This window comes from Agrobacterium sp., assembly GCF_059499945.1.
This window is the reverse complement of sequence record NZ_JCABZP010000010.1, coordinates 145817-160812: the sequence shown is the minus strand read 5'-3', so window position 1 is coordinate 160812 and position 14996 is coordinate 145817. Positions and strand designations below refer to the sequence as shown.

The 14996-nt window shown below is 60.0% G+C and carries 13 protein-coding genes; 4 read left to right on the top strand and 9 right to left on the bottom strand.

Annotated features, from left to right (window positions below):
• The first annotated feature begins 193 nt into the window (after positions 1 to 193).
• Both AC5I5B_RS07325 and mazG read left to right on the top strand, forming a co-directional pair.
• Positions 194 to 826, top strand: coding sequence for a deaminase (locus AC5I5B_RS07325; RefSeq protein ID WP_410468966.1), 633 nt, complete (start codon positions 194 to 196; stop codon positions 824 to 826).
• 66 nt (positions 827 to 892) lie between these two features.
• The gene (gene mazG / locus AC5I5B_RS07320) at positions 893 to 1738 is read left to right on the top strand and encodes a nucleoside triphosphate pyrophosphohydrolase (protein ID WP_111834527.1); all 846 of its coding nucleotides are present in this window, start codon (positions 893 to 895) and stop codon (positions 1736 to 1738) included.
• 86 nt (positions 1739 to 1824) lie between these two features.
• Here mazG and hflX read toward each other — a convergent pair whose 3' ends face one another.
• The 8 genes from hflX to dusB form a co-directional block, all read right to left on the bottom strand.
• Positions 1825 to 3264, bottom strand: a complete 1440-nt coding sequence (gene hflX, locus AC5I5B_RS07315; RefSeq protein ID WP_170318977.1) for a GTPase HflX — start codon at positions 3262 to 3264, stop codon at positions 1825 to 1827.
• 91 nt (positions 3265 to 3355) lie between these two features.
• Positions 3356 to 3598 (bottom strand): RNA chaperone Hfq, encoded by a 243-nt coding sequence (hfq, locus tag AC5I5B_RS07310; RefSeq protein ID WP_003496145.1) that lies wholly within the window; start codon positions 3596 to 3598, stop codon positions 3356 to 3358.
• A 184-nt stretch (positions 3599 to 3782) separates the two neighbouring features.
• On the bottom strand, positions 3783 to 5159 hold the full coding sequence (gene trkA / locus AC5I5B_RS07305) for a Trk system potassium transporter TrkA (protein WP_003502654.1): 1377 nt from the start codon (positions 5157 to 5159) through the stop codon (positions 3783 to 3785).
• A 48-nt stretch (positions 5160 to 5207) separates the two neighbouring features.
• Positions 5208 to 6572 carry a nitrogen assimilation response regulator NtrX gene (ntrX, locus tag AC5I5B_RS07300; RefSeq protein ID WP_003502628.1) on the bottom strand — a complete coding sequence of 455 codons (1365 nt, stop codon included), beginning with the start codon at positions 6570 to 6572 and terminating at the stop codon, positions 5208 to 5210.
• Complete coding sequence (locus tag AC5I5B_RS07295; RefSeq protein WP_111834345.1) at positions 6562 to 8823, bottom strand: sensor histidine kinase NtrY-like; 2262 nt, start codon at positions 8821 to 8823, stop codon at positions 6562 to 6564. Before AC5I5B_RS07295 ends, ntrX begins: the two co-directional genes overlap by 11 nt.
• 150 nt (positions 8824 to 8973) lie before the next feature.
• Complete coding sequence (gene ntrC, locus AC5I5B_RS07290) at positions 8974 to 10425, bottom strand: nitrogen regulation protein NR(I) (RefSeq protein WP_003502624.1); 1452 nt, start codon at positions 10423 to 10425, stop codon at positions 8974 to 8976.
• Entirely contained in the window at positions 10422 to 11570 is a 1149-nt protein-coding gene (locus tag AC5I5B_RS07285; RefSeq protein ID WP_003502622.1) for a two-component system sensor histidine kinase NtrB, read from the bottom strand. Before AC5I5B_RS07285 ends, ntrC begins: the two co-directional genes overlap by 4 nt.
• Positions 11567 to 12580: a tRNA dihydrouridine synthase DusB gene (dusB, locus tag AC5I5B_RS07280; protein ID WP_111834344.1), complete on the bottom strand. Its 1014-nt coding sequence runs from the start codon at positions 12578 to 12580 to the stop codon at positions 11567 to 11569. Before dusB ends, AC5I5B_RS07285 begins: the two co-directional genes overlap by 4 nt.
• A 275-nt stretch (positions 12581 to 12855) precedes the next feature.
• Between dusB and AC5I5B_RS07275 the strand changes: the two genes are divergently transcribed.
• Together AC5I5B_RS07275 and AC5I5B_RS07270 are read left to right on the top strand one after the other, a co-directional pair.
• On the top strand, positions 12856 to 14046 hold the full coding sequence (locus AC5I5B_RS07275) for a bifunctional 2-C-methyl-D-erythritol 4-phosphate cytidylyltransferase/2-C-methyl-D-erythritol 2,4-cyclodiphosphate synthase (RefSeq protein WP_111834343.1): 1191 nt from the start codon (positions 12856 to 12858) through the stop codon (positions 14044 to 14046).
• Positions 14043 to 14552, top strand: a complete 510-nt coding sequence (locus AC5I5B_RS07270; RefSeq protein ID WP_099085433.1) for a CinA family protein — start codon at positions 14043 to 14045, stop codon at positions 14550 to 14552. Before AC5I5B_RS07275 ends, AC5I5B_RS07270 begins: the two co-directional genes overlap by 4 nt.
• Here AC5I5B_RS07270 and AC5I5B_RS07265 read toward each other — a convergent pair.
• Positions 14534 to 14989 (bottom strand): type II toxin-antitoxin system RatA family toxin, encoded by a 456-nt coding sequence (locus tag AC5I5B_RS07265; protein WP_060724154.1) that lies wholly within the window; start codon positions 14987 to 14989, stop codon positions 14534 to 14536. The two genes, AC5I5B_RS07270 and AC5I5B_RS07265, sit on opposite strands and share 19 nt — an antisense overlap.
• Positions 14990 to 14996: the final 7 nt, after the last annotated feature.

Below are 14996 nucleotides of genomic sequence, written 5' to 3'. Positions count from 1 at the left end.
CAAGATTGAAGAAACAGAAATTCAAGCCTTTCCGACACCTGGATTTTTATTTCTCGAAGACCCCGGTTTTGGAGGAAAACAAACCGGTAGCCCTTTTTCGCGCCTGCGCGAGGCCTGAGAATCCACTCAGAATCCCTTGACAAAGCGGGTACCCGCGCCGAACAAGGAGCAACGATTACCAGTCGATTTCTCCATGCGAAGACCGCTTTTCCTTGAGGCGGCACGAAGGATCAGACCCTTGACCAGCCACACCCTCGCCAACCGCCTTCTTGATGTCATCGAACACGATATTCTGCCCTTGACGGCGCGCGGCGTCAGCCTCGGCAACAAGGTCTTCGGTGCGGCTATCCTGCGCAAATCCGATCTGTCGCTGGTGATAGCGGAGACCAACAACGAGCTGGAAAATCCGCTCTGGCATGGCGAGGTGCACACGCTGAAGCGGTTTTACGAACTCGGCGAAAAACCGAACACCAAGGACCTGATTTTTCTTTCCACCCATGAACCCTGCACCATGTGCATGTCCGCCATCACCTGGGCCGGTTTCGACAATTTCTATTCCTTTTTCAGCCATGAGGATTCCCGCGACGCTTTCGCGATCCCGCACGATCTGAAAATCCTGAAGGAAATTTTTGGGCTGGAGCCGGGCGGATATCGCCGCAGTAACGCCTTCTGGAACTCTTTCTTCATCGCCGATCTGGTGGAGGGCGAAGATGATCCGCTCAAAACCACGCTGAAGGCGCAGACGGCCCGTATCAAGGCCGCTTATGACGATCTTTCCACCAGCTATCAGTCGTCAAAAAGCGGTAACGACATTCCGTTGAATTAGAGCCCTTCCAGGCGGTTTTCCGTCAGGATAATGCGCAAAAAAGCGAAGAACGAAGGTTTGAGACATATGGAAGCCTCGAAGGATATTTCCCGCCTGATCGAGATCATGGAAGCCCTGCGCCGGCCGGAAACCGGTTGCCCGTGGGATGTTGTGCAAACCTTCGAGACGATCAAGCCCTATACCATTGAAGAAGCTTATGAAGTCGCCGACGCCATCGAGCGCAAGGACATGGACGATCTTTGCGAGGAACTGGGCGACCTTCTCTTGCAGGTGGTTTTCCACGCCCGCATTGCCGAGGAACGGGGTGAATTCGCCTTTGGCGACGTGGTTGAGGCCGTCACCTCGAAGATGATCCGCCGCCATCCGCATGTCTTTGCCGTTTCCGAGGCCGATACACCTGACAGCGTCAAGCTGCAATGGGACCGGATCAAGGCCGAGGAAAAGCGCGAACGGGCTGAGCGCCGCGCGCGGCGGGGCATCACCGAGGATTTCAAGGCCGGGTTTCTGGGCGGCGTGCAGCGCAGCCAGCCGGCGCTCACCGAGGCCCTGAAGCTGCAGGAACAGGCCGCGCGCGCCGGTTTCGACTGGTCAGATCCCGCTCCCATTCTCGACAAGATCGAGGAGGAAATCGCCGAATTGCGTGAGGCGCTGGCGGAGGGGAAACCGGAGAAAGTTTCGGACGAACTCGGCGATCTGATCTTTGCCCTCGTCAATATTGGCCGGCATGTCAAAGCCGATCCGGAAGATGCGCTGCGCGGCACCAATACGAAATTCCGTAGGCGTTTCAATCACATCGAAACGTCGCTCACCGAAAATGGCGAGACGCTGGAAGAAGCGAGCCTTGAGCGGATGGAAGACCTGTGGCAGGCGGCAAAACGCATCGAGCGCTCGCTCGATACCGTTTCGTCCTAATCACCGGATATGCCCGAAAAATAGGAGCGCCCGGCGCTCCCGAGACTGGTGACGTGAGGGAAGCTCCGCCATCGTTCTCGAAGCCCTCAGCGCTCCCAGTCCTCGCGTTCGCGGATGGTAACTTTACCAAGCTTGCGCTCCAGCTCGGCGGCCTGCGTTTCCGACAGGCGCACATCGAGCGCCACCGATCCGTCCTCATGGTCTTCACGGGCATCCACGATGGAATTGCTGTAGACCCAGGAAATCAGCGACAGCTGCTCAACGGAAAGCACGACGGTCGTTTCCGTCAGCACACCGGAGAGGCGCTTTGAAATCTCGTCCATCAGGGCATCGACGCCCTCACCCGTGATTGCCGAAACGGCGCGAATATCCGAGCGGCCTTCGGCGCGCTGCATGATGGCGTCATGCGCTTCCGGCTCGAGACGGTCGACCTTGTTCCAGACCTCGATGATGCGCTTTTCGGCCTCCTTCTCGTCAATGCCGAGATCGCCGAGAATACGTAGCACATCCGCAGACTGTGCGGCATTATCCGGATCGGACATGTCGCGCACATGCAGAACGAGATCGGCTTCAAGCACTTCTTCCAGCGTTGCACGGAAGGCGGCGACGAGATGCGTCGGCAGGTCGGAAATGAAGCCCACCGTGTCGGACAGGATGACGGTGCGGCCATGCGGCAGCTTCATCCGGCGCAGCGTCGGATCGAGCGTCGCGAACAGCATGTCCTCCGCCAGAACGCCCGCGCCGGTGATACGGTTGAACAGCGTGGATTTACCGGCATTGGTGTAACCGACCAGCGCCACGATCGGATGCGGCACCTTGCGGCGCTTGGCGCGGTGAAGCTGGCGGGTGCGCACCACCTGCTCCAGTTCCTTCTCGAGCTTGACGATGCGATCCTGCAGCAATCGTCTGTCGGCCTCGATCTGAGTTTCACCCGGACCACCCATGAAGCCCGCACCACCGCGCTGGCGCTCAAGGTGGGTCCAGCTCCTGACGAGGCGGCCCTTCTGGTAGTTCAGATGCGCGAGATCAACCTGCAACGTGCCCTCCTTGGTGGAGGCGCGGCGGCCGAAGATTTCAAGGATGAGACCCGTGCGGTCGATGACCTTGGCATTCCACTGCTTTTCGAGATTTCGCTGCTGCACCGGGGTCAGCGGATGATCGACGATCACCAGGCCGGAATCCGTCTCATCGAGCAGATGGCCAATTTCCTCGATCTTGCCGGTGCCGAACAATGTCGCCGGGCGCGGCTGGTTCACCGAAACGATGAGACCCTGCGTCACCTCCAGATCGATGGCGAGCGCCAGACCCTTGGCTTCCTCAAGCTTGGCTTCAACGGAACGGCCGGGAGCGACGGGGCCTGCCGCCGCATCGCGATTTTCGCGCTGCTGCTTGAGGACGGGCACGAGGACAACCGCGCGCATGTCGTCGCGGCGCTTTTCCTGCTCCGGAATGATCGATTCGTTCGAAGTGTCGCGCGTCGAAATGGGCTCAGCCTTATCCAGAAAGAAGATTGCGGCCGACCGCATCCGCGCGGGCGGCCATGGGAATTAACCTGACGGAACGGGAAATGTTCCCGGTCCGGGTCAGTCTATATCGAATATCCGTCGAGGGAGCCGATCAGGCCGCGCCTTCTTCGCTTTCGAACATCTGCATCGGCTGGCCCGGCATGATGGTGGAGATCGCATGCTTGTAGACCAGCTGCGAATGACCGTCACGGCGCAAAAGCACGCAGAAATTGTCGAAGGAGGTGACAACGCCCGTCAGCTTGACGCCGTTGATCAGGAAAATCGTGAGCGAAATCTTCTGCTTACGAACGGTATTGAGGAAGAGATCCTGAAGGTTTTGAGAACGTTCCGCCATAGCGCCGCTTCTTTCTTTTTTGCCGGCAGGGATACCGGAAAATAATCAATCAATAATAAGCCGGCCAAGTCTTGTCCCCCGCTTGGCTGACCTCAAACTCTGGTATCAAATCATGTTCCGTTCCGCAACGGTCAAAACAGCCTGACGGGTACGAGTATTGACCCGCATTTTCGATTCGGGACAGTCAAAAATATTGTATCGAAACACGGAAAAGTTGTTCCACGTCGCGCACCGCATCGGCGGATGCAAAGAGCACGACACGGTCCTTCGCCTTGATTTTCGTGCTGCCGTCAGGACGGATCACCACACCGTCGCGATAGATCGCGCCGATGCGCACGCCTTCGGGCATATCGATGTCGCGGAAGGATTGGCCGACCAGCGGCGATGTCTCCAGCGCCTCCGCCTCGATTACCTCCGCCGAACCGCGCTGGACGGCGTAGACAGAGCGGATGCGACCCTTGCGCACGTGCTGAAGCACACGGGAGATCGTCACGGCCCTGGGGTTGATATAGGCATCGAGCCCCAGAGAACGGGCGACATCGTGGAATGACGTGCTGTTCAAGAGCGCCAGATTCGATTTGCAGCCGAGCTGCTTTGCAATGACGGCGGCCAGAATATTGGTCTGGTCATTGTTGGTGAGCGTTACAATCAGGTCGGCGTCCTGAATATCGGCCTGCATCAGGATTTTCTGATCGAGCGCCGAACCATGCATGACGATGGTGTGGCTCAACTGCTCAGATGCGGCAACCGCCCTGTCGCGGTCCGACTCGATGATCTTCACCCGCGTCTTCGGCTGCATCTCCTCGATCTTGTGCGCGACGAAATGGCCGATATTACCGGCACCCGCAATCACGATGCGCTGCGCTTCCTGCTCCTCGTGACCGAAGAGGCTTAAGGTACGGCGGGCGTGCTGGCGCTGGCAGATGACATAGGCAAGGTCGCCCACCCGCAACTGTTCCGAAGAATGCGCCACCTTCAGAATACCATCCCGGTAAACGCCAACCACTGTGGCGATAAGGTCGGGAAAGAGGCTGGAGAGTTGCTGCAGCGGTGTGTTGATGACAGGGCAATCTTCCATGCACTCGATGGCCAGCATGTAGATCGTATCTTCCGCGAACCGCACAACGTCGGTTGCGCCCGGAAAAGCGATACGCCGCAGTACCATCTTGCCGACTTCAACTTCCGGAGAAATCGTCACATCGATGGACATGTTCTCGCGGCTGAAGAGATCGGCATATTCCGGCTTCAGATAGCTCTGGTCGCGGATGCGGGCGATCTTGGTCGGCACGCTGAAGAGCGCATGCGCCACCTCACAGGCGACGATATTGATCTCGTCATGCAGCGTAACGGCGATGATCATGTCGGCCTGGTCGGCACCGGCCTTGGCCAGCATGTCGGGATGGGCGCCATGGCCGACATAACCGCGCACGTCCAGCGTCTCGGTTATGGCGGTAATAAGCGGCGCAGCGGTATCGATGACCGATACCTCATTATCCTCCCGTGACAATTGTTCGGCGATGCCGTAACCCACCTGCCCTGCGCCGCAAATGATGACTTTCATGCTGTCTCTCTGACGGAATAATCGGTTACGGCAAAGCGCCTAGATTCCTTATACGCCGAGAGATTTCAGTTTGCGATGCAGCGCCGACCGTTCCATGCCGACAAATTCCGCCGTGCGCGAAATATTGCCGCCGAAGCGGTTGATCTGGGCCATCAGGTAGTCCCGCTCGAACATTTCACGCGCTTCGCGCAGCGGCAGGGTCATGATGTGCTGATCGCCCTGCGCCGAAATCTTCGGCAGCATGTCGCCAATATCCGCCGGCAGCATGTCGGCCGAGATCGGCGCTTCGCCGCCTTCGGGCCGCGCCAGAATCATCAGCCGCTCGATATTGTTGCGGAGCTGGCGGATGTTGCCCGGCCAGTCATGGGTCTGGAGAACGGCCATGGCGTCATCCCCGATCTTGCGCGGGCGAATGCCAGCCTGTTCGGAAATCTGCCGCATGAACATGTCGACGAGGAAGGGGATATCTTCGCGGCGCTCGGAAAGCGCCGGCACCTTCACCGGCACCACCGCGAGGCGATGATAGAGGTCCTCGCGGAACTGGCCTTCGGCGATCAGGCTTTCGAGATGGTGGGCGGTCGAGGAAATGATGCGCACATCCACCTTCACCCGCTTGCCGCCGCCGACACGCTCGAATTGCTGGTCGACCAGCACGCGCAGGATTTTGTTCTGCGTCTCGCGCGGCATTTCGCCGACTTCATCGAGATAAAGAACGCCGCGATGGGCTTCTTCCAAGGCGCCTACCTTGCGTGGCTGTCCGGGCAGGCCTTCCGTGCCGAAAAGCGCGATTTCCATGCGGTCGGGCGTGATCGTCGCGGCATTGAGCGCCACGAAAGGTCCTGTAGCGCGCGAGGATTTCTTGTGCACCATGCGCGCCACCAGCTCCTTGCCGGAGCCGGAGGGGCCGAGGATCATGATGCGGCTGTTGGTGGGGGCCACCCTGTCAATGGTCTGGCGAAGCTGCGACACGGCAAGTGACGCACCAACGAGTTCAACCGCGTCACCGGTGCGTTTCTTGAGTTCCTGAACCTCGCGCTTCAGCTTGGAGTTTTCCAGCGCCCGCTCGGCGATCAGGATCAGCCGGTCGGCCTTGAACGGCTTTTCGATAAAGTCGAAAGCGCCACGCTTGATGGCGTTGACGGCGGTTTCGATATTGCCGTGACCGGAAATCATGACGACAGGAATTTCGGGATGGCGGCTCTTGATTTCGTCCAGCAGCGCCAGACCGTCGAGCTTCGAACCCTGCATCCAGATATCGAGAAAGATCAGGCGCGGCACCCGTTCCGAAATGGCGGCCAGCGCGCTGTCGCTGTCGAACGCCATGCGGGTCTCGTGTCCCTCGTCGGAAAGAATGCCCGCTACGATTTCGCGAATGTCCGCCTCGTCATCCACGACCAGAATATCAGACGCCATATGCTGCTTCCTTGTTATTTTCGCTGCCGACCGCCTCGATATAGGGCAGCAGCACTCGGATCATGGCGCCATGGCCATGGTCGAATTCGGCCGGGGCATCATGGAGCTCCAGATACCCGCCATGTTCTTCGATGATTTTCTTGACGATGGCGAGGCCGAGGCCTGTGCCCTTGTCCCGCATCGTCATATAGGGTTCGAGAATGCGGTGACGGTTCTCGACGGGAAGGCCGCGGCCATTGTCGATGATGTCAGCCACGAAACGGGAATTGGCTTCGTCGAAGGATGCACGCACCAGGATTTTACCCGGACGCTTGTCGCCTTCCACCGCCTCGATGGCTTCCGTCGCATTCTTGATGAGATTGCCGAACGCCTGTCCCAGCATGCGGGCATCGAACATGCCCTCCAGCGGGATGTCGCCCAGTTCCGTTGAGAATTTCGTGTCGGCGGCGCTGATTTCGCGCAGGAACGCCGCGTCCTTCAAAATCGAACGCAGGTCCGATTTTTCCTTCGTTGGTTTGGGCATACGCGCAAAAGCGGAGAATTCATCCACCATCCGGCCGATATCACCGACCTGCCGGACGATGGTGTCCGTACACTGGTCGAAAATGGCGCGGTCACTCTCATCGATCTGCTTGCCGAAACGGCGCTTGATGCGCTCGGCAGAAAGCTGGATCGGCGTCAGCGGGTTCTTGATTTCATGAGCGATGCGCCGCGCCACATCCGACCATGCGGTGGAGCGTTGGGCGATGACGAGATCGGTGATGTCGTCGAGCGTGATGACATAGCTGTCGCGGCTGTCGCGGGCGTCCTCGCGGGTCACCTGCACATTGAGGGTACGCTCCTTGCCGCGCCGCATGATATTGATCTGCTTGCGGAAGTTGCCGCGCGACCAGGTGTTGGCCTCGGTCACGACCTCTTCGATTTCAGGCGCAATCTCCGACAGTTGCGCACCGATAAGCTGCTCGGAGGTCTGCGCCAAGAACTCTTCGCCCGAGGGATTGACGATGGTGATCTTGCGGTTCTCGTCAACGCCGATAACAGCGGCGGTAACGCCCGACAGCACCGCCTCGATGAAGCGGCGGCGATCGTCGATATCGTCTTTCGCCTCGATGATCTGTTCCTGCTGGCTGCGCAGTTCCGAGACCATCTTGTTGAAGGTGCGCGACAGACGCCCGACGTCGCCATCAACGGCGCGAACGGGCACCAGCACATGCATGTTGCCGGTGGCGACACTGTCTGCGGCGCTGATGAGAAGCCGGATCGGGCGCACGATACGGTCGGCGACTGCGATCGCCGTCCAGATCGCCGCCAGAAGCACGATCAGCGCAAAACCGAGATAGAGGATCGCAAAGGCGATCTGCAGCGGCGCACGGCCTGCCTCCATCGCCTTGTATTCGGCGCGGTTCTCTTCCATCAGCCGCATTGCGCCCATGACCTTGGGATCGACGGCGCGTACCGTGTAAAGGAAGGTTCCGCTAATGCCTTCGAGCTTGATAATCGCGCCAACGAGGTTGGTGATGCCAGGCGGGATCAGCGTCGGCTGACCGGCGGCGGCCTTTTCAAGCGCGTCATGCGGAATGGCGGGAAGCGGTTTTTCCGTCTTGATATCGGCCTGCGCGACGGCGTCGCCGTCTTCCTGCACCAGAAACGCGCCAAGCAGGCCGCGTCCCTTGGCCTGACGGGTCATGAGATCAACGAAGCCGGTGCGGTCTAGATAAAAAAGCGCGCGGTTGCGGTCGAGGTCGGTGGCCATCGACAGGGTCTGACCCTGAAGATAACCGGCATTTTCCATCATATAAGCTTGGGCGATGTTGCTCGACGAATCGACGATCGACTGCGTGCGCAGCGAAAACCAGCGGTCGAGACCGACATTCAGCGTCAGGCTGGCGAAGATGGCGACAAGCACGGCGGGCGTGATCGCCACGATGGAGAAAAGCACGACGATGCGCACGTGCAGACGCGCTGCCGCCCTGCCCTTTTTCCGGGCTTTTAGCAGGCGGTTGATTTCGCGGCCGATCAGAAAGATCAGGCCGATCACGAAGATCGAATTGATGACGACGGAAGCGATGACGACGTTGGATGTCGGCGCAATCGGGGTCACGCCGAGCAGCACGAAGAGGGTAATGATGGCGCAGACGAGGGCGACGCCGGCGAGCACCAGCCCCGGCAGAGCGAAAGACATCCTGCGATCGGCAACCACCATGCCCGCGGCTTCGTCAGCAACGGCGTTTTCGGCGGCGGGTTTCCGCATCAACTACTCCCAATCGCTGGCCAGCCAGCACCACATTCCTGAAGTCAGGCAAGATTCACCGCAGTTCGGCGAATCTCCCTCCCTCCTAGTGTTTTCCAAGCAACACAATGTGGCGAAAATGCAACGACAGATGCGGCCTTGTCAACATTCTCAGCTGGGGCGGGAGCTGCGATACACGGAAACTCCAAGCTCGCGGATTTTCTTGCGTAGCGTATTGCGGTTGAGGCCAAGAAGATCAGCAGCCTTGATCTGGTTGCCGCGTGTCGCCGTCAAGGCGGCGAGAATCAGCGGATATTCCAGTTCGCGCAGCACGCGGTCGTAAAGACCCGGCGGCGGCAAGCCATCACCAAAGCTTGAGAAATAATCCCGCATGTTTTCCTCGACCGCCTGCGAAATGGTGAGCGAGCCGGTACGGACCGCCATCTTGTCGAGCGGGCTGTCCGGGACATCCGACTGCAATTCCTGCTCGATGATTTCGCGGGTGATGACTTCCTGCGGATAAAGCGCCATCAGGCGGCGGATCAGGTTTTCCAGTTCACGCACGTTGCCCGGCCAGGCATAGGCCTTCATGACTTCCAGCGCCTCGGTCTCGAAACGCTTGCCTTCCAGACCTTCCTTTTCACCCTGCTGGATGAAATGGCGCACGAGATCGGGAATATCCTCGGCGCGGTCACGCAGCGGCGGCAGCCGAAGCGGCACGACGTTGAGGCGATAATAGAGGTCCTCGCGGAAGAGGCCCTGATTGATTGACTGCTTCAGATCCTTGTTGGTGGCGGCAACGATGCGGACATCGGTGCGGATCGGCGTGCGCCCACCCACCGTCGTATATTCGCCCTGCTGCAACACGCGCAGCAGGCGTGTCTGGGCATCCATCGGCATATCGCCGATTTCATCGAGGAACAGCGTACCACCTTCGGCCTGTTCAAAACGGCCGGTCGAGCGGTTCTGCGCACCAGTGAAGGCGCCCTTTTCATGGCCGAAAAGTTCGGATTCGATCAGGTCGCGCGGGATTGCCGCCATGTTGATGGCAACGAAGGGGCCGTTGCGGCGCTTGCCGTAATCATGCAGCGCCCGCGCCACCAGCTCCTTGCCGGTGCCGGATTCGCCGGTGATCATCAGCGTCAGGTCGGTCTGCATCAGGCGGGCGAGAACGCGGTAGATTTCCTGCATCGCCGCGGAACGGCCAACGAGCGGCATGCCGTCCTGCATGTCGTCATCAAGCTTGGCCGGCTTGCGCTTCGGCTCCGACAGGGCGCGGCCGATGATGGCGATCAGTTCCGTCAGGTCGAAGGGCTTCGGCAGATAGTCGTAAGCGCCTTTTTCCGAGGCCTTGATGGCGGTCATGAAGGTGTTCTGCGCGCTCATGACAAGAACCGGCAGGTCTGGACGGGCCTTCTTGATGCGCGGCAGAAGGTCGAAGGCGTTTTCATCCGGCATCACGACATCGGTCACGACAAGATCGCCCTCGCCCGCCGAAACCCAGCGCCAGAGCGTTGCGGCATTGGAGGTGATGCGCACGTCGTAACCGGCGCGGCTCAGCGCCTGGTTCAGAACGGTGCGGATTGCGGCATCATCATCGGCGACGAGGATCGTAGCTGTCATAGGTCATTTCCTGTCGTGTTCGGCAAGGTGATGTCGTCGAGCGCCACTTCCGGCGAGACGGGCATCAATACGCGGAAAGTCGTGCGATGGTTCTGGCTGTCGCATTCGACGATGCCGCCATGGGCGCCGATCAGCTTGGCGACAAGCGCTAGGCCCAGGCCCGAACCATTCGTCTTGGTGGTGATGAAGGGATCGAAGAGATGCGGTAAGAGATCGGCCGGAACGCCCGGGCCATTGTCATGCACGCAGAATTCAAGCGGCAGCGAAATGCGCTCGCGGCTGCCGGCGACGGAAAGCCGCATGCCGGGACGGTAGGCGGTGGTCAGCAATATCTCGCCATCCGACTGGTTGCCCACGGCTTCCGCCGCATTCTTCACCAGATTGAGGAAGACCTGAACCAGCTGGTCGCGATTGGCATAGACCGGCGGCAGCGACGGGTCATAGTTCTCGGAAATCTTGATATTGCGGGCAAAACCGGCCTTGGCGATTGCCTTCACATGATCGAGCACGGAATGGATGTTGACCGGTACGCGATCTACCGGCCGCTCGTCGGAAAACACCTCCATGCGGTCGACCAGCGAAACGATGCGGTCGGTCTCATCGCAGATCAGCCGCGTCAGCGCCCGGTCCTCATCGGCAACCGATGTCTCCAGAAGCTGGGCAGCGCCGCGAATGCCTGACAGCGGGTTCTTGATCTCATGCGCGAGCATCGAGGCAAGGCCGGTTACGGAACGGGCAGCCGCGCGATGGGTCAATTGCCGGTCGATCTTGTCGGCCATCGACCGCTCCTGAAAGACGACAACAACCGAACCCGGCTCGCTGACAACGGGCGCCACATAGAGATCGACGAGCTTGTCCTGTCCAAGCCGTGGCGAACTCAGATCGACGCGATATTCATTGACCGGCGCGCGGCGCTCCCGCACCTGATCGATCAGCGCCAGAAGCGGGCTGCCGAAGGGAATGAAGGTGGAAACGCGGTAGCGGGCGAGATGGGAGGCGCTTGCCCCGAAAAAGGCTTCGGCTTCCCAATTGGCAAACGCGATGAAACCTTCGGCATCCACCAGAATGACGGGGTTCTGCACCGCGTTCAGAACCGCCATGGCGAGCGGGTTTGCATCTGCCGGGCTGTGTTTGTCAGCGCTCATGCGGCCTTCCTTGCGGCTTCGCCCGCATTTTTGCAAAGGGCGGAGCGCAGCAGATCGGCCACCTCCACCGTGTCACGCGATGTCATGATTTGAGCCTTGTCGGGCGTGGCGATCTCTGGCGCGAAACGGTCGAGATACCAGCCCAGATGTTTGCGGGCATGCCGGAGACCGGCTTCCCTTCCGTAAAATTCCAGCATCATCTCGTAATGCTCGATGGCAATGGCGGGAATATCGTCGCGGTGCGGCGCTGCATGTCCGGCGAGCACTGCCGGCAGCCAGGGTTGTCCCTGTGCGCCGCGCCCGACCATGACGGCATCCGCACCCGAACGGCGCAAGATTTCGCGCGCATCTTCGGCCGTCTCCACATCTCCATTGGCGATGAGAGGCACGGAAATCACCTCGCGCACGGCGCGGATGGCGTTCCAGTCCGCTCGTCCCTCGTAAAACTGCATGCGGGTGCGCCCATGAATGGTGATGAGCTGAACACCTGCCGCCTCGGCGCGGCGGGCGATATCAGGCGCATTGATGGTGTTTTCGTCCCAGCCGAGCCGCATCTTCAGCGTCACAGGCACGTCGACCGCATTGACCGTCGCCTCGATCAGCGAGAGCGCATGATCGGGATCGCGCATCAGCGCCGAGCCGGAATAACCGCCCGTTACCTTCTTGGCCGGGCATCCCATATTGATATCGATGATGCCGGCGCCGTTATCGGCCGCGATCTTCGCCGCCTCGGCCATGAAATGCGCCTCACGCCCGGCAAGCTGCACCATATGCGGAACCATGCCGGCATTTTTCAGCCGCGCCCAGGATTCTCCCCTGTTAGCGACAAGTTCGCGGCTCGCCACCATTTCCGTCACGACGAGACCCGCACCATAACGCCAGGCAAGCTGCCGAAACGGCAGATCCGTCACGCCCGACATGGGCGCCAGCACGGCACGATTACGGATCGTAACTGAGCCGATGCTGAACGGTTCTGACAACTCCGGAAGATGCAATTGATGATCTTTCATGCAGAAGGGTTATTTGCATTATTTTTAGACAGTGTTTGCGCGGTTGCCAAGCACTTTTAGAGGGTTGCACCTTTTATTTGCTGGGCGACTGCCTGCCTGTTTTGCTGTCGGCAGCAATTTGTGCAGGTTCAAAGGCCAATGATGATCGATCCTGCGTCATGCAGGGGCGAATGCGCGTCTTATCGGGCTGGCCATCCGGGTTTTGAAACGCTAGAGCAGGACTGTCAACCGCTAAGGGTTGCGCGCAAAGCATATGACCAATGCAGGAAAGTACTATGAAACTCGGCATCGTCATCGTCGCCGCGGGACGCGGTGAAAGGGCAGGCTCGCCCGAGGAAGGGCCGAAGCAATATCGCCCGATCGGCGGCAGGGCCGTGATCGAGCATACATTGGCGACGTTCCTCGGCTGGAATGGCGCCTCCCCCATCGTGGTCGTCAGCCATGCCGACGATACAGCACTGCTGTCACCAATTCTGCAGCGACTGGATGCGGGTGAGCGGATTGTCACCGTAACAGGCGGCGCGACGCGCCAGCAATCGGTGCTGGCCGGGCTGGAGGCGCTCGCCTCGGAAGAGCTGACGCATGTTATGATCCATGACGCCGTGCGGCCTTTCGTCGCCGTGGACATGCTGGAACGCATCATCGCCCTGCATCAGGCTGGCGCCACCGGCGTTCTGCCTGCCCTGCCCGTCACCGATACACTGAAGCGCGGCTCTGACGACCTCGTCGTACTACAGACAGTTTCCCGGCAGGGTCTTTATGCGGCGCAGACACCGCAGAGCTTCAATTACGGTGATATTCTTCGCGCGCATCGCGCTGCTGCTGCTTCCGGCAAAACGGATTTCACCGATGACGCATCCATCGCCGAATGGGCCGGGCTGACGGTGACGCTGACCGAAGGTTCGGTCGACAACGTAAAACTCACTCTCAAGCGGGATATCGCCATGGCCGATGAAAAGCTTTCTCACGGATTGCCCGACGTGCGCACCGGCAATGGTTACGACGTGCATCAGCTGGAGGCCGGGGATGGCGTCACCCTCTGCGGCATCTTCATCGAGCATGACCAGAGACTGAAAGGTCATTCGGATGCCGATGTGGCGCTGCATGCGCTGACCGATGCGCTGCTCGCCACCTGCGGCGCCGGCGATATCGGCGACCATTTCCCGCCCTCGGATCCGCAATGGAAGGGTGCGGCCTCCCGTATCTTCCTCGAACACGCGGCCAAGGTGGTGCGTGACAATGGCGGCACGATCATGAATGCCGACGTTTCGCTGATCGCCGAAGCGCCACGCATCGGTCCGCACCGCCAGGCCATGCGGGAAGCGCTTTCGGACATGCTCGGCATCGCGCTGGAGCGCTGCTCGGTGAAAGCGACGACCAACGAGACGATTGGCTTCGTCGGCCGCCGGGAGGGCATTGCGGCGATCGCCACCGCCACCGTTGTCTACCGGGGCAGACCGCTATGAGCCTTTTTCCCGCTGACATAGAAGAACTGGCGCGGCGGATCATCACCGATTTCACCGCCCGCGGTTTCATGGTCTCGACAGCCGAGAGCTGCACGGGCGGCCTGATCGCCGGCGCGCTGACGGAGATTGCCGGCTCCTCCGCCGTCGTCGATCGTGGTTTCGTCACCTATACCAATGAAGCCAAGATGGACATGCTGGGGGTTGGCGTCGGGACACTGGCGAATTTCGGCGCGGTATCCCGGCAGACGGCGCTGCAGATGGCGCATGGCGCGCTGTTCCGTTCACGGGCGGATTTTGCCGTGGCCGTAACCGGCATTGCAGGCCCGGGCGGCGGCTCTTCGGAAAAACCGGTGGGACTGGTGCATCTGGCGGCCAAGGCGCGCAACGGCCACAGCCTGCATAAGGAGATGCATTACGGCGATATCGGTCGCACCGAAATCCGTCTTGCGACGGTTAAGACAGCGCTCGAGATGCTGACTGCACTTAATCAGGCCGGGTCGGCATAAATCTTGTCGGCGCGGGTCTCGAAAGCTTCCGCGAACATGCGGAACGCCCGGTCGAACATCGATCCCATGACCGCGCCGAGCAGTCGGTTCTTGAATTCATAGTCGATGAAGAAATGAATGGCTGAGCCGTCCTCGTCCGAGGCCTCGAAACGCCAGCGATTTTCGAGATATTTGAACGGTCCGTCGATATATTTCACATCAATGGCGCGCTCCGCAGGGTTCAGCAGCACCTGGGTGGTGAAGGTCTCACGAATGGCCTTGTAACCAACCGTCATATCCGCCACCAGCAGTATCTTGCCGTCGCGTTCCTTGCGCGAGCGGACGGTGAGCGCCTCGCAAAGGGGAAGAAACTGCGGATATTTCTCCACATCGGCGACGAGGTCGTACATGCGGTCGGGCGAGTGTTTGACAAGGCGATGCGTTTCGAACTGTGGCATGAGCGGC